Origin of the sequence: Comamonas sp. CAH-2, from assembly GCF_009668305.1 — a bacterium.
Taxonomy (GTDB): domain Bacteria; phylum Pseudomonadota; class Gammaproteobacteria; order Burkholderiales; family Burkholderiaceae_C; genus Comamonas; species Comamonas aquatica.
The window spans coordinates 403,257-426,798 of record NZ_VSWF01000001.1; the positions used below are offsets into that span (position 1 = coordinate 403,257).

The following is a 23,542-nucleotide window of genomic DNA, read 5'->3' on the forward strand; positions in this document are numbered from 1 at the left end:
GAGTTTCCGGGCATGCATTTTGTGTGCCCGCTTGCAGGCTTCACTGCGACAATGTGGCTTTGAAGAACCTCTGAAGGAAGAATTACATGCTGCTGGACGCCGATGACTCGCAACTGGTGTTGATCGACTACCAAGAAAAGCTGATGTCCGTGATTTTTGAAGGACCGCAGGTTCTGGCCAATGCGGTCAAGCTGGCCAAGCTGGCGAACCTGATGCAGGTGCCGGTGTGGGGCACAGAGCAAAACCCTTCCCGCCTGGGCCCGAACGCGTCCGAGTTGCGCGCACTGTGCGACCAGACCTTGTCCAAGATGAGCTTCAGCGCGGCCGAGGATGGCCTGATCGATCTGCTGCGCCCGCCTGTGCGCAAGCAGCAGGGTGGCAATGCGCGCAGCCTGCCCAAGCACCTGCAAAAGCCGGCGGCACCGGCAGAACCCGAGCGTCCTTCCATCATCATTGCCGGCTGTGAGGCCCATGTCTGTCTGCTGCAGACCGCCTTGCAACTGCTGGAAGAGGAGATGGAGGTGTGGGTGGTGACGGATGCCTGCAGCTCGCGCAGCGAGCGCAACCGTGATGCGGCGTTCGACCGTCTGGCTGGCGCTGGGGCCGAGCTGGTCACGACCGAGATGGTGGCTTTCGAATGGATCCGCAGCTGCGAGCACCCTGCCTTCAAGCAGATGCTGGAACTGGTCAAGTAAGCCACGGAGATTCGAGCCTGCGCTGATCGTGAGGTCAGCGTTTTTTTATTTAGTTCTTGAATACAGCTTACATTGAGATATCGGGCGACATATCCACATACTTGGGACGTTGGTTGAGTGTTGCGCTCATTCCAACGATCGCTGAAATGGCTTAAAAAAGTGAGCTGCTATCGCAGCAAAACAATAGCTTCAGTGCTAAGGAGTATTGAAGTCCTTGCTCAACAAAGGCAGCCTGCTCACTTTTCCAATGAAGCCTAGGATCTTGGTGCGTGGCCATGATCCGCAGATGACCCTGCCGTCGCAACACCTACAGTTCACAAGCTGCAGTGAATGCTCAGCGGGCGGACGACGTTGCCGTGGCATCTGCCGTCTGCAGTGCAGGGCTCAGCAACTGGTTGATGGCGTGCACGTCCTGCATGTCCAAGTTGCCGGCGGCCTGGCGCAGCTGCAGGTGTCCCAGCAGCAGGTTGTAACGGGCCTGCGCCAGATCCTTTTGAGATTGGTACAGCTGGCTTTGCGCATTCAACACATCGATGTTGATGCGCACCCCCACCTCGTAGCCCAGCTTATTGGCTTCCAGGGCGCTCTGGCTGGAGGCCACGGCCGCCTCCAGGGCCTGGACCTGGCCGGTGGCCGATTGCACGCCAAAAAAGGCCGTGCGCACGGCCTGCGCCACCTGGCGGCGGGCATCTTCCAGGTCGGCACGCGCTTTCTCTTCCAGTGACAGGGTTTCCTTGACCCGGTTCTGCACCGCAAACCCGGCGAACAGAGGGATGTTCATCACCACGCCCACCGTCCCGACGGTGGCGTTGTTGGGGTAGCGCATGGCAGCAGTGCCATCGGGGTTGCGTTGTGTGCCATAGCTGGCCTGCAAGTCCACCGTGGGTTTGTGACCGGCCTGCGCCTTGTCGGTTTCCAGCTGGGCCACGTCCAGCGCGATCTGCGCCTGGCGCACCAGGGGGCTGCGGTCGGCCGCCAGTGCAAGCCAACTGGCCAGATCGGCTGGTGCCAGGGTGGGCAGGCGCACGGGCTGTGCCAAGGGCCAGGGGGTTGCGCCCGCGACGCCGACCAATTGTTCGAGGGCCGCCTGGCTGACGCGCAACTGGTTGTCGGCAGCGATTTCCTGGGCGCGGACCAGATCGAAGCGGGCCTGGGCTTCGCGCGAATCGGTCACCGTGGCCGTGCCGATTTCGAAATTGCGCTGGGCAAAGGCCAGTTGCTCGGACACGGACCGCTTCTGGGCCTGCACCAGCTGCAAGGTGTCCTGCGCGGTGAGCACCTGGAAATAGGCCTGGGCGGCCCGCACCAGCAGGTTCTGTGCCGCGGCATCGACCTGGGCATACGCCAGGTCGACACTGCGCTGGCCCTGGCGGTACGTGACCAGGTTGGCCGGGTTGTACAGCGGTTGTTGCGCCTGCAGGCTGGCCGAGTCCTGGCGTGCATCCAGGCGTGCGGCGGGGAAGTCGCTGCGCACCCGGGTTTCGCTGTACTGGCTGCCGGCCTGGATGCCAATGCGGGGCAGCAGGCCAGCCTTGGCCTGGGCGCCCTTGCTGCTGGTGGCATCGAGCTGGGCGCGGGCGCTTTGCCAGGCCGCGTCATAGGTCTGGGCCTGTTCGGTCAGTTGCACCAGGCTTTGGGCCTGGGCCAGCGACAGCCATCCACTGGCCAGAACGGCTGCGGCCATGCAGCGCAGGGCAGGGCGAAAGGAGACGACAGACAGCCCGGAGGAAGACACCATGGATACCCTTTTCAAGACCGCACCGGCAGCGCAGACATGCCGGCCATGCACCAAACGCTGGATAGTGCCTCAGTACTGAGGCACGTTGGGGTCACGTTCCACCGCCCAGGCGGCGATGCCGCCGGTGATGTTGGCCACCGATTCAAAGCCTTCGCGGGCCAGGTAGGCCGCCACGCTCATGCTGCGTGCGCCGTGGTGGCACAGGCAGGCGATGGGTCGGTCCGGGTCCAGCTCGTTCAGGCGTGATGTGATTTCGCCCATGGGGATGCACAGCAGCTCGAACTGGTCGCTGGGGGCCACGCTGGCCACCTGGCACTCCCACTTTTCACGCACATCCAAGACCACGGGCTTGGCGGCATCGCCGTTGAATTGGCCCAGCCATGCATCCAGCAGGGCGGGGCGCACTTGGTAAAACATGCAGCAGTCTCCGGCGGTGCTCGCGCGATACGGCTTAGAACGAGAAGCGGGGGGCGGTGGCAAAGCCTTGCAGGCGCGGTGCCACGATGTCCCAGGGCGACTTCGTCGTGGTCTGGCTGCCCTGCTTGGTCACCACGGTGAATTGCATCACGGGCTGGGTGCCAACGATGGCGCCCAGGCGGCCGCCGTCCTTGAGGTGGGGCAGCAGGTTGGCGGGCAGGACCTCGACCGAGCCGCTGAGCAAGATCACATCGAAAGGACCTTCGGGCAGGGTGTCCTTGGAGCCGTCGGCCACGCGCACGCTGACGTTGGCGCAGCCAGCGTCGGTCAGGTTCTCGCGGGCCATTTCCGCCAGCTCGGGGTGGATTTCCAGGGTCAGCACGTCCTGGGCCAGGCGCGACAGCAAGGCCGCGCTGTAGCCCGAACCGGTGCCGATTTCCAGCACGCGCTCATGGGGCTGGATGTCCAGGTCGTTGATCATGCGCGCTTCCACGCGGGGCTGGAACATGCAAAGGCCCTGGGCGATGGCATCGGCATCGTCGGTCAGGGGCACTTCCACGTCCATGAAGGCCAGGCTGTAGTGTGCGGGGGGCGTGAAATCTTCACGGCGCACGGTGTAGAGCGCTTCCAGCAGGCGCTCGCCGCTCACATTCCAGGGGCGCACTTGTTGCTGCACCATGTTGTAACGGGCGTTTTCGGTGGCGTCGTTGCGATCTAGCAGGCTGTTCAGGGGCAAATTCATTGTGGTCTCCTCCGCTGGGGATGGCTTGTCTGAAACAAACTCACGATTCTACGAGGGTGGGGATGCTTTGGCAGCGTGATCGGGCTCACGCCCCTTCCAAAGCTTGCGCAGCCATTGCTGAAAATCATCCAGATAGCAGTACACGACCGGCACCACCACCAGCGTCAGCAGGGAGGAGGTGATGACGCCGCCAATCACGGCCTGGCCCATGGGGGCGCGCTGCTCCGATCCTTCGGTGACGGCAAAGGCCAGCGGCACCATGCCAAACACCATCGCCAGTGTGGTCATCAGGATCGGGCGCAGGCGCACCTTGGCCGCCATCAGCAAGGCCTGTTCGCGCGGCAGGCCGGGGTGCAGTTGACCGTGTTCGTCCGTGTGTTCGCCCTGGGCGCGGATGGCAAAGTCCACCAGCAAGATGGCGTTCTTCGTGACCAGGCCCATCAGCATCACGATGCCGATGATGGAGAACATGCTGATGGCGGAGTTGAACATCATGAGCGCCAGCACCACGCCGATCAGGGTCAGGGGCAGCGCGGTCATCAGTGCCAGCGGCTGGATGAAGCTTTTGAACTGGCTGGCCAGGATCATGTAGATGAAGATGATGGCCAGGGCCAGGGCCGAGACGGCATAGGCGAACGATTCATTCATGTTCTTGGTGGAGCCGCCAAACTCCCAGCGGTAGCCAGGCGGCAACTGCATCTGTTGCAGCACCCGGGTGATGTCGGCCGAGACCTCCCCCACCGAGCGCAGCGCCACATTGGCCGTGAACTGGACCTCGCGCGTCAGGGCCCGGCGGTTGATCTGGCTGGGACTGTGCGCTTCCACCACCTGGGCCACCTGGTTGAGCTGGACCACGCGAGGGTTGCCGTCCGGTCCCGTCACGCTGAACGGCAGGTGCAGCAGATCGGCCGGCTGGGTGCGGGCTTCCGGTGCCAGGCGCACCTTGACGTCGTAGGTCTGGTCATCGCTGGCCCGCCAGTTGCCCACCTTGTCGCCGGCCACCAGGGTGCGCAGGCTGCCGGCCACGCTGGCCACGGACAGGCCCAGGTCGGCCGCCGCATCGCGGCGCACCTCCACATTGACCACGGGCTTGGGGGCCTGCAGGCTGGTGTCCAGGTCCACCAGCCCCGGAATGCGCAGCATCTGGGCCTGCACCTGCTGGTTCAGGCGGCCCAGTTCTCCCAGGTCCGGCCCCATGATGGAAAACTCGATCTGTTTTTGCCCGCCGACCGGCTCCAGCAGCCCCACGTGGATGACGGTGATGCCCGGCACGCTGCGCAGGGCGTTGCGCAGCACCAGCGACATCTCTTCCAAGCTGCGCGTGCGGTGCTTGCGGTCCACCAGGCGCACGAAGATGCTGGCGGAGTGCTTGCCTTCGGCATTGCCGGTGTTGATGGTGGTCAGGGTGTAGTCCACCTCGGGCATGGCGCGCAGCAGGGCTTCGACCTGCCGGGCCTTGGCTTCCGTGGTCTCGATGGACGAGCCCTGCGGGGTCTTGAACTTGACCTGGGTCTCGGAAAAGTCGGCGCTGGGCACAAATTCGGAGCCCAGCAGCGGCAGCATCAGCACGCTGGCCACAAAAATGCCCACGGCGGTCAGCACGGTGGCCAGCTTGTGCAGCAGGGCCCAGCCCAGCAGACGCTGGTACAGGGCCGAGATGTCGGCGCTGGCGTGGTCGAAGGCCTGGGTGACCCGCCCCAGCGTGCGATCGTAGAGAGACCGTCGGGTGCTGGCGGCTTGCCCAGGGGTATGGATGCTGGGGTCGTGCCACACGCTGGAGAGCATGGGGTCCAGCGTGAAGCTGACGACCATGGAAATCAGCACCGCCGCCACGATGGTGATACCGAATTCGTGGAAGAACTTGCCGATGATGCCGCCCATGAAGCCGATGGGCAGGAACACCGCGACGATGGACAAGGTGGTGGCCAGCACCGCCAGGCCGATTTCCTGTGTGCCGTCCATGGCTGCGTCGTACGGACGCTTGCCCATCTGCACATGGCGCACGATGTTCTCGCGCACCACGATGGCATCGTCGATCAGCAGCCCCACGCACAGGGACAGCGCCATCAAGGTCACCATGTTGATCGAGAAGCCGAACATGTACATGAACCAGAAAGTGCCGATCAGCGCAATCGGCAGCGTCAGGCCGGTGATGATGGTGGAGCGCCAGGAGTTCAGGAACAGAAAGACGATCAGCACGGTCAGCACGGCACCCTCGACCAGGGTCTGGCGCACGTTGTCCACGGCCACCTGGATCGGACGGGCGGCATCGGCAATCGGCTCCAGGGCAATGCCGGTGGGCAGCTCGGCGCCCAGGCTCTGGATGGCCTGGTTCAGCCCACGGACCACGTCGATCGTGTTTTCGTCCTGGGCTTTCTGCACGGACAGCAGCAGCGTGCGCTGTCCGTTGTACAGGGCCAGGTTCTCCACTTCGGGGGCGCCGTCCTGGATGCGCGCCAGCTGACCCAGGCGCACAGGCGCGCCGGCGCGCTGCGCCACGACGATGTCGGCAAACTGTGCGGGGCGGGCAATGCGGGCCTGGATCTGTACCACCCGTTCCTGCTGCAGCGAACGGATGCTGCCCACTGGCAGGTCCTGGTTTTCGCTGCGCACCGCCTGCACCACCTGGGCCGGGCTGATGCCGTAGGCCTGCAGGGCCGCAGGATCCAGGTAGATGTTGATTTCGCGCGGGGTGCCGCCCACCAGGTTCACCGCGCCCACGCCGCGCACGTTTTCGAGGCGCTTTTTCAGCACCTGGTCGGCCCAGGTGGTCAGCTGGATGGGCGACAGGGGCTGGGCACCGTCGGCCGGGCGCGGCAGCACCGCGACGGACCAGATGGGGGCATTGGCCGGGTCAAAGCGCAGCACCCAGGGTTCCTCCACCTCGTCGCGCAGCAGCGGGCGGACGGTGGCCACCTTCTCGCGCACGTCGTCGGCGGCCTTGCGGCCATCGATGTGCAGCTGGAATTCGATGATGATCAGCGCCTTGCCCTCGTAGCTGCGCGAGGTCAGGGCATTGATGCCAGCAATCGAATTGATGGCCTCTTCCAGTGGTTTGGTGACTTCGCTCTCGACCACCTCGGGCGAGGCGCCGGGGTAGGCCACGGACACCACCACCACCGGGAAATCGACATTCGGGAACTGGTCAATGGCCAAGCGCTGGTAGGAAAACAGCCCCAACACCACGAACGCCAGCATGACCATGGTGGCCATGACAGGGTTGCGCAGACTGACCTTGGTGAACCACATGGTGCGGGATCTTCCTGGGGAGGGTCAGTGCGCGGCGGCGGCCGCGGCAGTGGGGGGATGCGGCACGGGCTGCTGGGCCTCCAGCTGCACCGATGTGCCTGCAGGGATGCCGCCCACACGTCCGCCGAGCACGACGGTGCCCTCAGGCAAGTCTTCCACGGCCACCCAGGGCCGGGCGCTGTCCACACTCTGCACGCCCAGGACGACGGGTGTGTGCTGCACCTGGCCATGGGCCACGGTGTGCACATAGGGCAGGGGCTGGTCGGTGCGGACGGCGTCCAGGGGCACGGCCAGGGCCTGGTGGTGCCCGGTCTGGATGAAACCTTCCACATACATACCGGGCCGCAGGCTCAGATCGTTGCGCGGCTGCAAGCGCAGGTACACCGGCACCGTGCGGCTGCCAGCCGCGGCACTGGGGTTGATGCGCACCACCTGGGCCTGCAGTGGCAGGGGCATGGCCGCCGAATGGCCACTCAGCTGCAGCAGGGCCGTCTGGCCGACCTGCACCTGGGCCGTGTCGTTCGCGGCCACCTGGGCCTGCAACTCCAGCGCCGCCAAGTTGACCACTTCGACCACGGCGGCCTCGACATTCACGCGCTCGCCGTTTTGCACCATGCGCTGCGCGACCTGACCGTCGATCGGGCTGCGCAGCACGGTGTCGTCCAGGTTCTTGCGGGCGCCGTCCTGGGCGGCGCGGGCGGCCGCATGGCTGGCCTGTGCGGCCTGCAGGTTGGCCAGGGAGGTGGTCAGCGCCGTATCGGAGATGAAACCGCGCGCGACCAGGGCGCGGTTGTTGTCGTACTGGCGCTGTGCAATCGCCACCTGGGCCTGGGCGGCATCGGCCTGCAGTTTGGCCTGGCGGAAGCGGGCCTCCGAATCGGTCGCGTCCACGCGGGCGATGACCTGGCCTTGCACGACTGCATCGCCTTCGCGTACGTGCAAGTCGCGCAACTCCCCCGGCACACGCGCCTTGACCACGGTGCGGTCCACAGCGGCCAGGCTGCCGGTGATAGGCACCCCCACGGTCAGCGTGCGTGCCTGGACCTGCAGCCATTCCTGGGCCGGGATGGCCAGGGTGGCCGGCGCTTGCTGGGTGCTGGCCTGCAGGGCGGCCTGCCGCGCCTGGCGTTGTTCCAGGGCGCGCCACATCCCCCAGACGATGGCCAGCACCGCGCACAGGGCCAGCAGCCACCACCACCGGGCGCGGCGCGTGAAGGCTGCGGTGGTGGTGTGCGGCTCAGACATCGGGCGCCGTGGCAGACAGGCCACGCAGCAGGTTGTCGACATGCGTCTGGAAAAACAGCGGGGCACTCACGCCCAGCGACTGCGGGTAGAGCATGCCGATCGAATGGCGCCAGTGGATGTAGGCAAACATGGGGGTGGTGATCAGGTGGATGGCGGCGTCCAGGTCGAGGGGGCGCAACTCGCCGCGCGCCACGCCACGCTCGAGGATGCGGCGCACCAGGGCGTTGCCGGGCTCCACCACCTCTTCGAGGTAGAAACTGGCCAGTTCCGGGAAATTGCAGCACTCGCTGGCCATCAGCTTGCAGATGCCCCCGGCATAGGTGTCGCCGATGCGCTCCTGCCAGACCTGGAAGGCGTAGCGCACCAGCTCGGGGGTGGTGCCGGCAAAGGCCTCCAGCTCGGCCTGCCATTCGGCAAAGCGCCCGGCGATGTTCTCGCGCACCACGGCCTTGAGCAGGGCCTGCTTGCTGGGGTAGTACAGAAAGAGGGTGCCTTTGGACACCTGGGCCAGCGCGGCGACTTCCTCCACCTTGGTGGCGGCATAGCCTTTCTCGACAAACAGGCGCGTGGCGGCCTCCAGCAGCTCGGCCGGGCGGGCCTCCTTGCGGCGGCTGCGGCCGCGCGCGGAATGGGCGCTGGAGGAGGGGTGGTCGGTCACGGTTGGATTTTGGTGGTCAATGACCCGTGGGTCAGTAGCAGACTATAGAAAGCCGTGCCGCCAGCGTCAAGCCCGGCGAAGACCTGCACTGTCCTACAGGTCTGCACGCGGCCCCGGGTTTTCTGCGATCGGCCACTGGGTGTAAAAATGCAGCATGCAAGAAACCATTTATTTCGGCGGCGGGTGCTTCTGGTGCACGGAGGCGGTGTTCGACCGTGTTCACGGCGTACTGGACGTGGAAAGCGGCTACGCGAACGGCCATGTGCCCCATCCCAGCTACGAACAGGTGTGCGAAGGCACGACGGGCCACGCCGAAGTGCTGAAGTTGGTGTTTGACCCTGCCCAGATCGGGCTGGATCTGCTGCTGGAGATTTTCTTCGGCACGCACGACCCGACCACGCCCAATCGCCAGGGCAACGATGTGGGCACGCAGTACCGCAGCGCCATCTACACCACCAGTGAGGCCCAGTTGCAGGTGGCGCGCGATTTTGTGGACATGCTGAACCAGCGCCTGCTGTTCGGCGTGCCCGTGGTCACCGAGGTGCAGCCGCTGGACAACTACTGGCCGGCCGAGGCCTACCACCAGGATTACTTCGCGCACAACCCGCACCAGGGCTATTGCGCCTACGTGGTCGGCCCCAAGGTGCAGAAGTTTCTGCAGACTTTTGCCCAGTACGCCAAGCGCTGATTGCGCTGCCAGCTATTGCTTTTGAAGAGGTGGATTGCAGGCATAATGCAACCGAGTTGCGTTAACTGTCTGGCATGCCCACTTCCCAACCCGCCCTTGCACCCTTGACCCTGCCGGCCGGCCTGCGCGCCACGCGCGCCGTGCAGGCTTTGCTGTCGCTGCTGCCTGACCAGCCGACACAGGGCTGGACGGAAGGGGCCGTGGAGGCCGCCCTGCATCAGCAGGGCGTGGCCGTGAACCGCGTGACGGTCTACCGCGCGCTGGACCGTTTTTGCGCGGCCGGCCTGTTGCAGCGCAGCGTCGATGGCCAGCGTGTCACGCGCTACTGGCTGGCGGCCCCTGCGGCACACGACCAGGCCGCCCCGCACATGGAATGCAGTGGCTGCCACCAGCCGTTCCAGCTGGGCGAGGGCAGTGCCGCTGTCCAGGCCGCGCTGCAGGCGCTGCGCCAGGCCCTGGCGCACAGCGGTGTGCGCAACCCCACGCTGGATGTGGCCGTGCAGGGCGAATGCGCCCAGTGCGCCGCCGAGACCAGCCCCCCGGTTTCTTCACCACCCTCAGGGAACTCTCCATGAAAACTTTGATTGCCACCGTGGCCGCAGCCTGCCTGCTGGCCAGCCCCGTCTGGGCGCACGAACCCGCGCCTGCGGGCAAGGCCCAGCCTGCGCCGGCCCACAGCCATGCGGCGCCAGCCCCCCAGCTGGATGCCCACACCCTGGAGGACATCGAACGCCACCGCGGCATGGCCCGTGCGCATGAGCAGGCCGCCCAGTGCCTGGCCAGCGGCAGCAAGTACGACGACTGCCAAAAGCAGCTGCAGACCGCCTGCAAGGGCCTGGCCCTGGGCAAGAACTGCGGCATGCGCCACGCCCACTAAGCCCGAACGACCGCACGAATGTTGGTGAAATTTCGCATGCAACGCCTGCTCGCGCCCTGGATGGCGTGGTGGCTGGCCCTGGCCGTGGTGCTGGCACCGGCCCTGGGACGCATGCACGAGGTGCTGCACGCACCGCTTCTGCCTGAGCGCCACGCGCCGCAGGCTGTCCCGCACGCCCACCAGCACGCCCACGGGGTGGCAGCCTGGTTTGGGGAACACACCCAGGCCCAATGTCTGGTGCTGGACCAACTGGGACATGGCGCCGCCAGTCCCGCGCCCCTGGTGCTGGCCAGCCAAAGCCTGCCCGCCCACCCTCCGGCCTGGACCAGCACGGCCCACCTGCTGCCCGCGCCGCGCACCGTCTTCCTGGCCCGCGCTCCGCCGGCCGGCCCCCTGGCCTGATACGGCCATCGCTCTCTTCGTTTCGACCGAATCGCCTGGACCACCGCCGGTGTGCCCGACGCTGCGCACGCGCGCTGCTTGGCGCCTGCCCATCGCGCAGGCTTGGCGCGCCCAATGGCGTCAGTCGATTCAAAAAACAGAGCTGCCAGCGCTGATTGCATCAGCGTTGGGGGCTGATTTGACTCCCATTTTTTAAAAGCACAGCTGCGGCTTGTCCGTGGGCCAGGTGCTGCGCGCTGCCGGGTGGCCGATGAGGGACCTGGCGGCAGCGCCTGCCTGCGCCTGTGCCTGTGACCGACCATGAAACCTCTGAATCCTTTGCCCGCCGCCCGCCCGGCGCTGCGTGCCCCCCGCCAGTTCCTGCGCCACCACCCGGTGGCCCTGGCCCTCACCCTGTCCGCCGGCCCGCTGTCGCTGGCCCAGGCCCAGACCCAGACCACTGACGCGCCCGAGGCGCAGTTGCCCGGCATCACCGTGACCGCCACCGGCCTGGGCCTGAGCGCCCAGGACATGGCGGCGCCCATCAGCGTGCTGGAGGGCCAGGCCTGGCAACTGCGCCGCACCGCCACGCTGGGCGACAGCCTGACGGGGGAGCCCGGCATCCACGCCACGCACTTTGGCGCCGGGGCCAGCCGCCCCATCATCCGCGGCATGGATGGCCCGCGCGTGGGGGTGCTGGCCAATGGCATGGAGCTGCACGATGCCTCCACCATCAGCCCGGACCACGCCGTGGTCACGGAAACCCTGCTGGCCGAGCGCGTGGAAATCCTGCGCGGCCCGGCTGCCCTGGTGCACGGCGGTGCCGTGGGCGGGGTGGTCAACGTGGTGGACAGCAAGGTGCCCACTGCCTTGCCGGCCAACGGCCTGGAAGGCAGCGCCGAAGCGCAGTGGGGCAGCAGTGCGCGCGAAAAAAGTGGCGCCGTGGGCCTGAGTGCCGGCACCGGCCCCCTGGTGCTGCGCGTGGAGGCCGCCACCCGCGACGCCGGCGACTACCGCGCCGGCCACGGCTGGCGCAATGAGGAGGGCGGGCGCCGCGTGACCGGCAGCGACAGCCAGAGCAGCACCGGCACCGTCGGCCTGTCCTGGGTGGGTACCGATGCCTACCTGGGCGCGGCCTACACCAAGCAGGCGGCGCAGTACGGCCTGCCGGGCCATGTGCACAGCGATTGCCACCCGCATGGCGACCACCTGCACTGCGGCGGCCATGGACACGGCCATGCCCACGATGAGCACGAGGAGGTGCCCGTGGTCGACCTGCACAGCTACCGCTGGGACCTGCGTGGCGAATGGCGCAACCTGGCGCCGGGGGTGGAGGCCGTGCGCCTCAAGGGCAGCCACACGCGCTATGCCCACGACGAGCTGGAAGACGGCGTGGCCGCCACCCAGTTCCGCAACCGCGCCCACGACCTGCGGCTGGAGGTGCAGCACGCGCCCGTCGCCGGCTGGCGCGGCGTGGTGGGGCTGAGCAACGGCCAGCGCAGCTTCAGCGCCGACGGCGAGGAGGCCTATGTGCAGCCCACGCGCACGCACAAGCTGGGCCTGTTCCTGCTGGAGGAATACCAGATCGGCGCCTGGAACTGGCAGGCCGCGCTGCGCCACGACCGCCAGACGGTGCGGGCCCAGGACGATGCGGTGGAGCGCTCGCACCAGGGCCTGTCGGCCTCGCTGGGCACGGTCTGGCGCTTTGCCACGGGCTGGCAGGCCAGCGCCTCGTTCAGCCGTGCGCAGCGCATGCCCACGGCCGAAGAGCTGTTTGCCAACGGCCCGCACCTGGCCACCAACAGCTGGGAAGTCGGCAACGCCCAACTGGGCCGCGAAACCAGCCAGGCCTGGGATTTTGGCCTGCGTAAAACCCGTGGGGACACCACGTGGAGTGCGAACGCCTTCCACCACCGGGTGCAGGGCTACATCTATGGCCGCACCGTGGATGCGCACGACGGCTTCCAGCTGCAGCACTACACCCAGGCCGATGCCCGCTTCACCGGCGTGGAAGGCCAGGTGCGCCAGCGCATCAACCGCTTTGTTGGCGTGGGCGTGTTCGGTGACCTGGTGCGCGCGCGCCTGGCCGAAGGCGGCCATCTGCCGCGCATCCCGGCCGCCCGACTGGGCGTGCGCGTGGACGCCAGCTGGCGCGGCTGGGAAGGCCTGGCCGAGTGGGTGCAGGTGGCCCGCCAGGACCGCACCACGGCCTATGAAACGGCGACTGGCGGCTACGGCATGCTGAACCTGATGGCCAGCTACCGCTTCAGCGGCAGCCCGCTGGAGCTGACGCTGAAGGCCGAGAACCTGACCGATCGCCTGGGCTACGCCCACACCTCGGCCATCAAGCAGGCGGCGCCGCTCAAGGGGCGCAACCTGAGCGTGGGGCTGCGCGTGGCGTTCTGACGCGCAGGCGTCCCCGGTGTGCGCTGCCAGCCCCACGGCAGCGCATATGATCCCTGGCACCGCACGGCGCACCTGCCACAAGCTGGGTGCGCCGTGCCTGCAAGCCGCGACGGGCAGGGGGCCGTGATCGGGCTGCCGCTTTCTCGAGATTGGTATTGATTGTGGATACGCCTGCGTTGACGGCCTTGCTGCCGGTGGTCTTGTTGATTGTTCTGGGGTTCATCGCCGCCAAGGTGGACTGGGTACGGCCCGCCGCCGTCAAGGACCTGACGAACCTGGTGTTCTACATCCTGACGCCCGCGCTGCTGTTTCGCACCATGGCGAGCGTGAAGCTGGGCGAGCTGGATTTCAGCCCCATCCTGGTCTACTTCCTGGCGGTCGGCCTGGTGTTTGTCGGCACCATGCTGGTCTTCGGCTTCAACACCCTGGCCGCCGCGCGCGCCCTGGCGCACACCTTCAGCAACAACGTGATGATCGGCATCCCGCTGGTCGGCCTGGTCTACGGCCAGGAAGGCCTGGTCACGCTGCTGACACTGATCTCCGTGCACGCCCTGGTGCTGCTGGGCAGCGGCACCGTGGTGTTCGAGCTGGCCCAGGCCCGGCAGTTCAGCAGCGAAGGCCGGCCCCAGGGCCTGGCCCGCACCCTGGGGCAGGCGATCAAGAACAGCGTGATCCACCCGATTCCCCTGCCCATCATTGCCGGCCTGCTGTACGCGCAGACCGGCTGGGGCATTCCCGGCGTGGTCGACAAACCGCTGCAGCTGCTGGGCAGTGCCCTGGGGCCGATGGCCTTGCTGCTGGTGGGAATCACCCTGGCCTACAGCAAGCTGGGCAGCATGATCCGCCCGGCGATGCGCATTGCTGTGGTCAAGACCGTGGTCCACCCCATCCTGTTCCTGGGCGTGGCGTGGTTGCTGGGCCTGCGTGGCATCCCCATGGCCGCCATGGCCCTGGCGGCTGGCCTGCCGGTGGGCGCCAACGTCTACATCTTCAGCCAGCGCTATGGCGTGGCCCAGGAAGAGGTGACGGCCTGCATCGCGCTGTCGACCGGCTTGTCGCTCTTCACCCTGCCTGTGGTGCTGCTGGTGCTGGAGCGGCTGCGCTGAAGGCATGGCAGGCCGCCGTGCCGTCAGGCGGCGGGCGTGACCAAGGCACGCAGAGCCCGCGCGCAGCAGGGCCTGCGACCCCGTGTCGATGGGGCAGTGGTCGTATAAAAGTGAGCTGCTGGCGCGCGCCAGCATTGACTATTGGAAGGTTTTATCCTTCAAAAGCAATATTGGCCTGCGCAAGCCGCTCTTGTTTTGGAAGAAGCCGCGCGCGTTCAGGGCGCCAGCCGCTCGCGCAGCCACTGGCCGTCGTGCAGTGCATAGCGCAGGCGATCGTGCAGGCGGCTCTTGCGGCCTTGCCAGAATTCCCAGCGGTCAGGCACCAGGCGGAAGCCGCCCCAGTGCGGCGGGCGGGGCGGGTTCAGCAGGAATTGCGCCCCGTATTTGGCGGCGTTGGCCACCAGCACGCTGCGGCCGCTGATGACCTGGCTTTGCGGGCTGGCCCAGGCGCCGATGCGCGAGTCGAGTGGACGGCTGTGGAAGTAGGCATCGCTTTCCTCGGCGCTGACGCGTTCGACACGGCCCTCGATGCGCACCACGCGCTCCAGCTCCACCCAGTGGAACTGCAGCGCCGCAAACGGGTTGCCCCCCAACTCCTGGCCCTTGCGGCTGCCGTAGTTGGTGTACCAGACGATGCCGCGCTCGTCATAGCCCTTGATCAGCACCACGCGCGTGCTGGGGCGCAGGTCGCTGCCCACCGTGGCCACGGTCATGGCGTTGGGCTCGTTCACCTGGGCATTCACGGCTTCTTGCAGCCATTGGTCAAACTGCTGCAGCGGGGCCGCGTGCGATGCGTCCTCGTTGAGTTCGGCGCGCTCGTAACTTTTGCGCAGATCGGCAATGTGGGCGGAAATTTGGCTCATGGGCCCGATTGTGCACCCACCGTTTGTCACCGCCGATGCTGTGCGATGCCCGTTTTTTTGATTTCGCGCAGCGTAAATAGATGCTCCCAACGTTAGAAAATGTTAAAAACAGCCGCTTGACCGCTGAGAACAACAACGTTGAGGAGCCTCCATGCCGCCCGTGCCGCACACCCATCCCCCCCTGCTGACCCTGGTGTTCTCGGCGGCCGTGATGGCATTGACCGTGTCCTACGCCGTTGAAGCCAGCTCTTCCGACGCCGCCAGCGTGGAGCAGGGCCCGGGCAAGGCGCCGTACGAGCCCCCCACGCTGGCCGCTTCGGCGGTGGTGCTCAACAAGGTGGCGGCCTACCGGGTGGACCAGGGCGTGGTGAAGTTCTTCTTCGCATCGGGCAAGTCCCAGCTGGTGCAAGGGGCCGACCAGGCCCTGCAAGACATCGTGGCAGCCGTGCAGACCGGCCGGCGCGTGCAGATTTCAGGTTTTCACGATGCCACGGGAGATGCGCCCTCGAACGCCGAGCTGGCCAAGCAGCGCGCCCTGGCGGTACAAAAGAAGCTGCTCGAACTGGGCGTGCCTGCGTCCAGCATCCTGCTGCAAAAGCCTGCCGTCACTGTCATCCTCGGCAGCTATGCCGAGGCACGCCGAGTGGAAGTGACTTTGATCGAATGAGGCCGCCTGAGCGCTGCCACCATGCCCAAAGCCCCAGGCCATGTGTCCGGGGCTTTTTGCATGGTGGACAGCCAGGGCGTTGACCAGAAGGGGTCCGCAAAGATCGTGCTGTGCGCTGAGCCGTATCGTGCACAGCATCCCTACTGACTTGACCAGCCCAGCGCCAGAACATCCTTTTGACGCGGCCCAAGCTGCCGCCACCGGGCGTGCTTGGGCGCCGCCAGCTATGGCGGGCCTGGGCGTCGCGGTGCGCAGAGTTGGATGTGCCCGCGGCGACGCGTAAGGTCTGTACGGCGCCTTATGACCCCATCCTGAGGTCTCACCCTTGCGCGCAGAAGGGCTTACTTTTGCACACATAGAATCCAAAAAATTGATGGGCATACATGCTCAGGTTGGACGGATGAGCGTATGCACCAAATCTTGGGTGCTGCCGGCCTTGTCGCGCTGGTGGCTGTCTTTACCGTGCACGGCTATGAGGGACGACGCATAGGGCAGGTGCTGCTGCTGTTTGCGCCGGCTGTTCTGGGCTTGCTATGGCCTGTACGGAGCACGCTATGGCGTCGACTGCGCCAAGCGCTGGCCTGGGTTTGGACCCTCATCTTCCTGGTGGATGGGGCCGTGCGAGGGCTGTTGGCGGATCTGTACGGTGCCGCGCCCGACAGTTCACTGGTGCTGGGCGCCATTGCCAACAGCAACCCACGCGAGTCGGGCGAATACCTGCATGCCGTCTGGCGCAGTGTGCTGGTCTGGGCGTTGGCCGTCATCGGCAGTGGTGCTGCCGCGTGGTGGCTGGTCCGGTGGGCAGGACTGGCCAGCGGCGCAAGATGGCCAAAACCGGCGGTGATGGCTTTGTGCGTGGCGCTGCTGCTGGTCAGCGTTGGCTACGCCAGCAAGCCATGGCGACGCCACCACCCGATCGCTTTCTGGACGCAGTGGATGTTTTCCATCCAGCAGCTGCAACAGGGCCTGGCCAATCAGCAAGCGAGGCGAGAGGCTGCGCTGGCACGTGCCCATGCACTGGCGCCCACAGTGCAAGTGGCCGGCCATTCCACCGTCGTGCTGGTGATTGCGGACAGCATCAACCGCGACAACATGTCCATCTATGGCTACAAGCGCGCGACCACCCCGCATCTGGCCAGTCAACTGCGTGGGCTGGACGGAGAAATGCTCATGCTGCGCAATGCGTGGTCGGTGGATGCCAGCACGCTGCCGGCGTTGGGCAACATCTTTGGTTTTGGGCAGCCCGATGCGCAGGATGCGCAGCACTTGCTGGCGGTGGCCCGCGCGGCAGGCTACAAGGTCTGGTGGATTAGCAACCACGATGACCTGGGCATAGAGCAGCAGCATGCACGTGTTGCCGATATTCAGGATTTCGCGAATCGACAGCCGGGGCGTACCAGCAGCTCCTTGGACGGCGAGCTGCTGGATAACCTGCAACGCGCACTGGCCGATGCGACGCCCCAAAAGTTGATCGTGGTCCATCTTTTGGGGGCTCATCCGCACTACCGCTTGCGCTTTCCTGCGGGGCAGAACCCGTTTGACGATGAAAGCGATGCCGTGGATCAGCAACTGCAGACCCAGGGGCGGCCGAGCTGGGTGCGACGGTTCCGCCATGATTACGACGCGGCATTGCTGTATCACGACTTCGTCGTGTCAGAGACGTTGGCGCTGACACGGAATATCCGCTCTGCGGACGGCTATGCCGCCTGGGTCTATATGTCAGACCACGGGCAGGAGGTGGGCCACGGCCGCAATCATGCAGGCCACAGTCCACTCAGCGCTTCAGGCTATCGCATCCCCATGCTGCTATGGAGCAACCAGCCTTCGTGGCAAAAGGACCAGGGCATAGCCACCCGGCCTTTTCGCGCGGACTGGGCCGCCTGGACTTTGGCGAACGTGATGCGCTTGACATGGCCCGGTCAAACCATGTCCAACGATGTGCTGAGTGAGGCATACGTATGGAGCAAGCCCCAGTTGCCCATCGTGGTCGACTCCTTTGAACGTTGACGCCTGCATTGCATGCCCTGTTGGCATGGAGCTTCGGCTGCGGCACGCCAGGCATTCAAAGTCCGATGCCGGATGCACGGCAGCTGTAAATAAAAGCCCCCTCCGGCCTGAGGCCAGAGGGGGCTGCTATGCATTGACGGCGTCTTAGGGCCGCGCAACTGCTCAGGCGTTGCGCAGCGGGTCGAAGGTGGCGCCGGCGTCTTGCTGGTGCTCCTTCGCGTGCGCCCGGGAGTTCATTTGGATCAATTCGATCTTGTAGCCGTCTGGATCGGTCACGAAGGCAATCACGGTCGAGCCACCTTTGACGGGACCGGCTTCGCGCGTGATGTTGCCGCCCGCAGCGCGGATCTTGTCGCATGCCGCGTAGGCGTCGGCCACCCCGAGCGCAATATGGCCATAGGCCGTGCCCATGTCGTAGCTGTCCGTGCCCCAGTTGTAGGTCAGTTCGATCTCGGCCTGGCCCGGGTTGCCACCCTCATAGCCCAGGAAGGCCAGCGAGTATTTGTACTCAGGGTTCTCGGACGTGCGCAGCAATTGCATGCCCAGCACCTTGGTGTAGAAGTCGATCGAGCGCTGGAGGTTGCCAACGCGCAGCATGGTGTGAAGGATTCTCATGTTGCCTATTGTGCATAAAGCACCGTAGCGATCCGGCGCATGCCTTAGAAAACACCAAAGGGCCGTGTCTGTCTAAGGGTAAGCAATAGGCTGCGGTACCGCCTGCGGTAGGCTGCAGCTTTTTAAACTATGTACATCCGTGTCGCCCTAGTTGACTTGCGCCTAGACTGGTGCACCCCATGAGCCAAGCTGAAAACACTCTATTAATCCTAGATGATGATGCGGCTGTTGCTCAGACGATTGGCTTCATTGCCAAAGGTCTTGATTTTTCGGTACATCATTTTGAAGATCCAGAGCCTTTTTTCGAGGCTTTGTTGATGCTGCAACCTTCGCACGTTGCTCTGGATCTCATCATGCCCCGCATGGATGGGATTGAGGTTCTGAGGCGATTGGCGCAGACAGGCTGCAATGCCAGCTTGATTCTTACCAGCGGCATGGGGCAGAAGGTGCTGGAGTCCGCCCAAGCTACCGCGTTTGAGCGTGGACTGAATATTGTGGGTGTCCTGCCCAAACCGTTCAGGCCCCAGGCGCTGCGCGAACTGCTCACACAGCACCAAACCAAGCAACGTCCCGCCGTTCCTTTCGCCACAGCTCCAACCGTTGCCTTGCTGGCCACTGCGATAGAACAGAAGAAGCTATCGATCGTACTGCAACCGAAAATGGACATCCACAGCCAGCGGATCGTCTGCGTCGAAGTGTTGTCGCGCTGGAATGATCCTGAGTTGGGCAGCATCCCCCCGGATACATTTATCCCGCTGGCCGAGTCGCATGGTCTGATGCAGGCGTTGACCGCCTGCGTACTGGATCAAGCCCTGCAGTGGTTCGTGGGCAGCCCGCTTTTTGCATATGGCAGTTTTGCCATCAACCTGTCGACCAGCTGTCTGGTGGATGTCCACTTGGCCGACCGCATCGAGGCGGCCTGTCTCAACCTCGGTGTGGCGCCACAAAAACTGATTTTGGAAGTCACAGAATCCACCGCCATGGATCGTACGGCCGATTGTTTTGACACGCTGACAAGACTGCGCTTGAAAGGCTTCAGGCTCAGTGTGGATGATTTTGGAACTGGCTACTCTTCTTTGGCACAGCTGGCGCGTATGCCACTTTCTGAAATCAAGATTGACAAGTCTTTTGTCATGAAACTGCAATCATCTGCAGATGCTTTGAAGATCGTCGATGCCACCATCCGCATGGCCAAAGGCATGGGTCTGACCAGCGTTGCAGAGGGCGTTGAAAATGCAGAAGTGCTGAATACCTTGAAGTCGCTGGGCTGCTCGTTGGCGCAAGGCTACTTTATTTCACGTCCACTGCCTGCGGCTCAATTTGATACTTGGTTGAAAGAGTACCGTGCGGCATTCAAAATAAATGCTGAATCATGATGAAGGCATTTGAAAATTTTTGTGCTCGATGGATGCAGAAATTTTTTCTGAGCAGCAATAATCAAAAAAATTCAGACAATAAGCATATTTTTATATTTTGGACTGCGGTAGGCGCTCTGACACAGTTGCTGGTTTTTTGTGGGGATATGCTGACCCCCCTCGGGTTTGCGCATGGAATTTTATATGCGCCCGCAACCTTTTTTGGTTTATTCGCGAACAGAGTGATTTCAATTTGGTTGATCGGTTCGTTGGGGATGCTAGGGACAGGATTGGGAATTTTTTATAGCAATGGAACTTTGCCCAACGTCGGCTATGAATATATTCTTCTCAACCGATTATTAGGTTGGGGTACTATTATTGCATCGGCTGTGGCAGCGATGATTCTTTTGCGGTTGCGACGTCAACGTCGTGTCTCCCAAGTGGCCTTGGAAGATACTGCCTCTTTGTTACAGGTGGCGAGCACTGTCGGTGGATTGGGTGGCTGGCGTGTGAAGCTTCCAGAGATGGAATCGTATTGGTCCGCAGAGGTTTTCAAAATATTGGGTCGCCCGCATGGTACGGTTCCCGATATAGACACCATCATCGGGTGGTACGATGAAAAATATCAGGTCGATGTTCGCGATAAATTTGAAAAATGTGTTTTCGAGGGCCGCCCATTCGATACTGAAATACAGGTGATTCATCCAGATGGTACGCCCCATTGGGTGCGTTTGGTCGGAGAAGCTGTTTGGAACGATCAAGGGCAGATTGAAGCTGCGCAAGGTGCTGTACAAGATATTGACAAACACAAGGCCGTACAAAAAGAAATAGAAAGCAGTCGCGAAGAGTGGCAATTGCTTGCAGAGTCGGTGCCCATGATCGTCTGGACGACGAACTCTCTGGGACGCATGAGTTACGTGAACCAGTTTGCTGCCGGATACATGGGAAGCAATGCCAGGCAATTGATCCAAGAAGGCTGGTGGCAATACGTGCATCCTGACGACAAGCCCAACGCCAAAGCAATCTGGAAAACTGCGCTGATGACGGTGCAACCGTTTCTCGCCGAATTCCGGGTGCTGCGCCACGATGGCACATGGCGCTGGCATTTGGCGCGTGCCGTGCGGGTGGATGCATCCCAAGGCGCACAGTGGTATGGAACCGCCATGGACATCCAGGACTTCAAGGAGGCCCAGGAAACGGGTTCACAACTTGCCAACCGCTTGGTCGAAACCATGGAAAGCGTGGCAGATGCCATCTTTGTGCTGGACCACGACTGGATTTTCACTTACATGAACCGCCAATGCGAGACGGTTTTGGAACGTAAGCGTGAAGAATTGCTGTCGAGTTGCGTCTGGGATGAGTTTCCGCAAGCCAGGGGTTCCAAATTTCAACTGGAATATGAGCGCTGCGTGAAAGAGCATGCCACCGTTCGCTTTGATGCGGAATATGCGCCACTGAAAAAGCATTTCGAAGTCAGTGCATATCCGCATCAAGGGGGGGTGATTGTCTATTTTCGGGATGTGACAACGCAAAAACGTTTGACGGAACAATTGCAGCAAGCCCAGCGCATTGACGCGCTCGGGAAGTTGACCGGCGGCGTTGCACACGATTTCAACAATCTTTTGACTGTGATATTGGGCAACGCGGAAATCTTGGCAGAGCAATTCGGGGCCTCGACACAAGAGCAGGCGCTGACCCAGATGATTTCCTCTGCCGCACAGCGTGGGGCTGAGATGACCCAGCGCTTGCTGACGTTCGCGCGCAGACAATCCCTGGAGCCCCAGGTGCTGGAGCTCAATACCCTGGTCAAGGAAATGACCCCTTTGCTGCGTCGTTCGCTGGGTCAGCAAATCTGGGTGGAAACCATTTACTGTGACGGGCTGTGGCCCACGTTGGTAGATCCAGGGCAGCTGGAAATGGCTTTGCTGAATCTGGCCATCAATGCCCGGGATGCCATGCCCAGTGGAGGGCGTTTGCTGATTGAGACCAGCAACACAGTCCTGGATGAAGACTATGCTGCACAGCACATGGATCTGCAGGCCGGACCGTATGTGATGCTGGCGGTCTCCGATACCGGGCAGGGTATTTCAAAAGAAAACCTGGCGCGTGTGTTTGAGCCTTTTTTCACAACCAAGGAGCAGGGTAAAGGCACAGGTCTGGGGCTTCCGACGGTGTATGGCTTTGTCAAGCAGTCACGCGGTCATGTCGCGATATACAGCGAAATCAACCAAGGGACCACGGTGAAAATTTATCTGCCGCGTTGCCTGGAAAATGACCGCTATACGCCAGCTTCGGCCATGCATGAAGTGCACCACGATGGACAGGGGCGCCTGGTGCTCTTGGTTGAAGATGACGCACAGGTGCGACAAATCAGCCGGCGCCAGTTGGAAACACTGGGTTATGCCGTGATTGAGGCAGAAAACAGCCAGCAAGCCTTGCACCAATTGGTTTGCGAGCCCGATATTGCGCTGCTGTTCAGCGATGTGGTCATGCCCGGTGGCATGAGCGGCAGCGAATTGGCGCATCAAGCGCGCACTTTGCGGCCCGATTTGCCGGTGCTTTTTGCTTCAGGCTACACCGGCCATGCCATGGTCCACCATGGTGGTCTGGGGGCAGGGGCACTGCTGCTGCCCAAGCCTTATTTGCGCTCGCAACTGGCAGATAAACTGGTGCAGGCGTTCAAGTCGGCAGCAACCAGTGACTTGGACAGCAGCTTACCCTGAGTGAGGCCGCGAGCCGTTTCTCCAGTTCTGCAGCGCATCCCGCAAACCATGCAGTGATGGCATGGCCACAATCCCGTCCATTGGGGACTGGTACAGTGCCGCGCTATTGCCCCCGACCCACAGTGCCGTGTCGCGGGGCAGTCTTTGGCGCAGCTCGCGCAGCGAGGCTTTGACCACTGCCCCTGGCTGGTTGTTGGTAAAGCTCAAGCCCACGACATCGACGCGATGCGCCTGGGCGGCTTGTACCACGTCCGTCAAGGGTGTCTGTGTGCCCAGGGACACGCAGTGGCAGCCCTCCAGGACCAGCATCGCCTCGACCATCAGCAAACCCAGGCTGTGCATCTCCTGCGGCAAGGTGGTCAGCAGCACCTTCGGGCCATGCGACCGTGGCGGTGGTGGAAGGGTGGCGATCGCCTGCCGCAGTACGACGGAGATGGTTTCCGTGTACAGGTGCTCTTCAAACACCTGAAAGCGTCCTTGGGCCCAAGACTCGCCCACGGCAATCGTCAGAGGCACCACCAGGTCCGTGACGAACGCTGCCAGTCCCATGCGCAACTGGGCCTGTGCCAGTTGATGGCGCAGGCTGACCTGGTCATGGGCGGCAATCGCGACCAGCCAGTCTTCCAGCGGCATCGTGGTCTCTGCGCCTTGGGGTGGCAGCGCCGGCATGACCGTGGCTGGCATCGCAGACGTTGCAGGGACCAGCAGCGCTTGCAGCGCTGAGAGGTCCAGGCCCACGACCTTGCTGGGACGCATTCCGGACGCCAGCAGTCGACTGATCAGTACCAGTTGCTCAACCTGGTCAGAGGGGTAGAGGCGATCTCCAGCACTGTCGCGCAGTGGTTGTGGGAAACCATAGCGTTTTTCCCAGACACGCAGCGTGTCTTTGGACAGTCCCGTCTCGCGTTCAACCGCCGCAATCGGCAATCCGGATGTGGACGGGCTGTCCGAAGCAAAGGCATTCATGAGGGCTCCCGCAGGTTCAGCGCCGCTGCAGCAGACAAAAGGTGAGCAGTCAAGCACATGGACAAAACCATGGTGGACAAAGTGAGAATTTTCATTAATTGTCTAAGACAAATAGAATTTTGTCTAATCAAAACTATTCCCGGA

Annotated in this window: 20 protein-coding genes; 11 read left to right on the forward strand and 9 right to left on the reverse strand. The window is 63.5% G+C overall.

Annotated elements, in window-relative coordinates:
• Positions 1-86: 86 nt before the first annotated feature.
• Complete coding sequence (locus FYM52_RS01780; protein WP_154162837.1) at positions 87-695, forward strand: isochorismatase family protein; 609 nt, start codon at positions 87-89, stop codon at positions 693-695.
• Positions 696-1,029: 334 nt separating this feature from the next.
• Here the strand turns inward: FYM52_RS01780 and FYM52_RS01785 are convergent, their stop codons facing one another.
• The 6 genes from FYM52_RS01785 to FYM52_RS01810 form a co-directional block, all read right to left on the reverse strand.
• Positions 1,030-2,379, reverse strand: a complete 1,350-nt coding sequence (locus FYM52_RS01785; RefSeq protein ID WP_179954918.1) for a TolC family outer membrane protein — start codon at positions 2,377-2,379, stop codon at positions 1,030-1,032.
• 123 nt (positions 2,380-2,502) lie between these two features.
• A complete protein-coding gene (locus tag FYM52_RS01790; RefSeq protein ID WP_154162839.1) occupies positions 2,503-2,850 on the reverse strand; it encodes a rhodanese-like domain-containing protein in 348 nt (115 codons plus the stop codon).
• Positions 2,851-2,884: 34 nt separating this feature from the next.
• Positions 2,885-3,592 carry a protein-L-isoaspartate O-methyltransferase gene (locus FYM52_RS01795; RefSeq protein ID WP_154162840.1) on the reverse strand — a complete coding sequence of 236 codons (708 nt, stop codon included), beginning with the start codon at positions 3,590-3,592 and terminating at the stop codon, positions 2,885-2,887.
• A 48-nt stretch (positions 3,593-3,640) separates the two neighbouring features.
• A complete protein-coding gene (locus FYM52_RS01800) occupies positions 3,641-6,841 on the reverse strand; it encodes an efflux RND transporter permease subunit (protein ID WP_154162841.1) in 3,201 nt (1,066 codons plus the stop codon).
• Positions 6,842-6,865: 24 nt separating this feature from the next.
• A complete protein-coding gene (locus FYM52_RS01805; protein WP_154162842.1) occupies positions 6,866-8,086 on the reverse strand; it encodes an efflux RND transporter periplasmic adaptor subunit in 1,221 nt (406 codons plus the stop codon).
• Positions 8,079-8,744, reverse strand: coding sequence for a TetR/AcrR family transcriptional regulator (locus FYM52_RS01810; RefSeq protein ID WP_162524615.1), 666 nt, complete (start codon positions 8,742-8,744; stop codon positions 8,079-8,081). Before FYM52_RS01810 ends, FYM52_RS01805 begins: the two co-directional genes overlap by 8 nt.
• Positions 8,745-8,898: 154 nt before the next feature.
• Here FYM52_RS01810 and msrA point away from each other — a divergent pair, with 154 nt between their 5' ends.
• The 6 genes from msrA (at position 8,899) to FYM52_RS01840 (ending at position 14,202) form a co-directional block, all read left to right on the forward strand.
• On the forward strand, positions 8,899-9,432 hold the full coding sequence (gene msrA, locus FYM52_RS01815; RefSeq protein ID WP_154162843.1) for a peptide-methionine (S)-S-oxide reductase MsrA: 534 nt from the start codon (positions 8,899-8,901) through the stop codon (positions 9,430-9,432).
• Between the two features lie 74 nt (positions 9,433-9,506).
• Complete coding sequence (locus tag FYM52_RS01820; RefSeq protein ID WP_238826069.1) at positions 9,507-10,007, forward strand: transcriptional repressor; 501 nt, start codon at positions 9,507-9,509, stop codon at positions 10,005-10,007.
• Positions 10,004-10,309 (forward strand): hypothetical protein, encoded by a 306-nt coding sequence (locus FYM52_RS01825; RefSeq protein ID WP_154162844.1) that lies wholly within the window; start codon positions 10,004-10,006, stop codon positions 10,307-10,309. Before FYM52_RS01820 ends, FYM52_RS01825 begins: the two co-directional genes overlap by 4 nt.
• Before the next feature lie 36 nt (positions 10,310-10,345).
• Positions 10,346-10,711 carry a hypothetical protein gene (locus FYM52_RS01830; RefSeq protein ID WP_051519272.1) on the forward strand — a complete coding sequence of 122 codons (366 nt, stop codon included), beginning with the start codon at positions 10,346-10,348 and terminating at the stop codon, positions 10,709-10,711.
• Positions 10,712-11,011: 300 nt separating this feature from the next.
• Positions 11,012-13,096: a TonB-dependent receptor gene (locus FYM52_RS01835; protein WP_154162845.1), complete on the forward strand. Its 2,085-nt coding sequence runs from the start codon at positions 11,012-11,014 to the stop codon at positions 13,094-13,096.
• A 161-nt stretch (positions 13,097-13,257) separates the two neighbouring features.
• Positions 13,258-14,202 carry an AEC family transporter gene (locus tag FYM52_RS01840; protein WP_043378115.1) on the forward strand — a complete coding sequence of 315 codons (945 nt, stop codon included), beginning with the start codon at positions 13,258-13,260 and terminating at the stop codon, positions 14,200-14,202.
• Between the two features lie 215 nt (positions 14,203-14,417).
• Here the strand turns inward: FYM52_RS01840 and pdxH are convergent, their stop codons facing one another.
• Positions 14,418-15,065, reverse strand: a complete 648-nt coding sequence (pdxH, locus tag FYM52_RS01845; protein WP_154162846.1) for a pyridoxamine 5'-phosphate oxidase — start codon at positions 15,063-15,065, stop codon at positions 14,418-14,420.
• 151 nt (positions 15,066-15,216) lie between these two features.
• Here pdxH and FYM52_RS01850 point away from each other — a divergent pair, with 151 nt between their 5' ends.
• A complete protein-coding gene (locus tag FYM52_RS01850) occupies positions 15,217-15,732 on the forward strand; it encodes an OmpA family protein (protein WP_154162847.1) in 516 nt (171 codons plus the stop codon).
• A gap of 408 nt (positions 15,733-16,140) precedes the next feature.
• Complete coding sequence (locus FYM52_RS01855) at positions 16,141-17,739, forward strand: phosphoethanolamine transferase (protein WP_154162848.1); 1,599 nt, start codon at positions 16,141-16,143, stop codon at positions 17,737-17,739.
• A gap of 162 nt (positions 17,740-17,901) precedes the next feature.
• On the opposite strand, the gene gloA is transcribed toward FYM52_RS01855, so the two are convergent.
• The gene (gene gloA, locus FYM52_RS01860) at positions 17,902-18,354 is read right to left on the reverse strand and encodes a lactoylglutathione lyase (RefSeq protein WP_045266784.1); all 453 of its coding nucleotides are present in this window, start codon (positions 18,352-18,354) and stop codon (positions 17,902-17,904) included.
• Positions 18,355-18,533: 179 nt separating this feature from the next.
• Between gloA and FYM52_RS01865 the strand changes: the two genes are divergently transcribed.
• Together FYM52_RS01865 and FYM52_RS01870 are read left to right on the forward strand one after the other, a co-directional pair.
• Positions 18,534-19,730, forward strand: a complete 1,197-nt coding sequence (locus tag FYM52_RS01865) for an EAL domain-containing protein (protein ID WP_154162849.1) — start codon at positions 18,534-18,536, stop codon at positions 19,728-19,730.
• Positions 19,727-22,432, forward strand: a complete 2,706-nt coding sequence (locus tag FYM52_RS01870; RefSeq protein ID WP_154162850.1) for a PAS domain S-box protein — start codon at positions 19,727-19,729, stop codon at positions 22,430-22,432. The genes FYM52_RS01865 and FYM52_RS01870 overlap by 4 nt, the downstream gene beginning before the upstream one ends.
• On the opposite strand, the gene FYM52_RS01875 is transcribed toward FYM52_RS01870, so the two are convergent.
• On the reverse strand, positions 22,424-23,398 hold the full coding sequence (locus FYM52_RS01875; protein WP_154162851.1) for a cobalamin-dependent protein: 975 nt from the start codon (positions 23,396-23,398) through the stop codon (positions 22,424-22,426). The two genes, FYM52_RS01870 and FYM52_RS01875, sit on opposite strands and share 9 nt — an antisense overlap.
• Positions 23,399-23,542 lie beyond the last annotated feature (144 nt).

What these genes read in the sequence shown, in the direction of transcription:
- FYM52_RS01780 (WP_154162837.1), top strand. Translation starts at nt 87, where the DNA reads ATGCTGCTGGACGCCGATGACTCGCAACTGGTGTTGATCGACTACCAA.
- FYM52_RS01785 (WP_179954918.1), bottom strand. Translation starts at nt 2,379, where the DNA reads ATGGCCGCAGCCGTTCTGGCCAGTGGATGGCTGTCGCTGGCCCAGGCC.
- FYM52_RS01790 (WP_154162839.1), bottom strand. Translation starts at nt 2,850, where the DNA reads ATGTTTTACCAAGTGCGCCCCGCCCTGCTGGATGCATGGCTGGGCCAA.
- FYM52_RS01795 (WP_154162840.1), bottom strand. Translation starts at nt 3,592, where the DNA reads ATGAATTTGCCCCTGAACAGCCTGCTAGATCGCAACGACGCCACCGAA.
- FYM52_RS01800 (WP_154162841.1), bottom strand. Translation starts at nt 6,841, where the DNA reads ATGTGGTTCACCAAGGTCAGTCTGCGCAACCCTGTCATGGCCACCATG.
- FYM52_RS01805 (WP_154162842.1), bottom strand. Translation starts at nt 8,086, where the DNA reads ATGTCTGAGCCGCACACCACCACCGCAGCCTTCACGCGCCGCGCCCGG.
- msrA (WP_154162843.1), top strand. Translation starts at nt 8,899, where the DNA reads ATGCAAGAAACCATTTATTTCGGCGGCGGGTGCTTCTGGTGCACGGAG.
- FYM52_RS01820 (WP_238826069.1), top strand. Translation starts at nt 9,507, where the DNA reads ATGCCCACTTCCCAACCCGCCCTTGCACCCTTGACCCTGCCGGCCGGC.
- FYM52_RS01825 (WP_154162844.1), top strand. Translation starts at nt 10,004, where the DNA reads ATGAAAACTTTGATTGCCACCGTGGCCGCAGCCTGCCTGCTGGCCAGC.
- FYM52_RS01830 (WP_051519272.1), top strand. Translation starts at nt 10,346, where the DNA reads ATGCAACGCCTGCTCGCGCCCTGGATGGCGTGGTGGCTGGCCCTGGCC.
- FYM52_RS01835 (WP_154162845.1), top strand. Translation starts at nt 11,012, where the DNA reads ATGAAACCTCTGAATCCTTTGCCCGCCGCCCGCCCGGCGCTGCGTGCC.
- pdxH (WP_154162846.1), bottom strand. Translation starts at nt 15,065, where the DNA reads ATGAGCCAAATTTCCGCCCACATTGCCGATCTGCGCAAAAGTTACGAG.
- FYM52_RS01850 (WP_154162847.1), top strand. Translation starts at nt 15,217, where the DNA reads ATGCCGCCCGTGCCGCACACCCATCCCCCCCTGCTGACCCTGGTGTTC.
- FYM52_RS01855 (WP_154162848.1), top strand. Translation starts at nt 16,141, where the DNA reads ATGCACCAAATCTTGGGTGCTGCCGGCCTTGTCGCGCTGGTGGCTGTC.
- gloA (WP_045266784.1), bottom strand. Translation starts at nt 18,354, where the DNA reads ATGAGAATCCTTCACACCATGCTGCGCGTTGGCAACCTCCAGCGCTCG.
- FYM52_RS01865 (WP_154162849.1), top strand. Translation starts at nt 18,534, where the DNA reads ATGAGCCAAGCTGAAAACACTCTATTAATCCTAGATGATGATGCGGCT.
- FYM52_RS01870 (WP_154162850.1), top strand. Translation starts at nt 19,727, where the DNA reads ATGATGAAGGCATTTGAAAATTTTTGTGCTCGATGGATGCAGAAATTT.
- FYM52_RS01875 (WP_154162851.1), bottom strand. Translation starts at nt 23,398, where the DNA reads ATGAATGCCTTTGCTTCGGACAGCCCGTCCACATCCGGATTGCCGATT.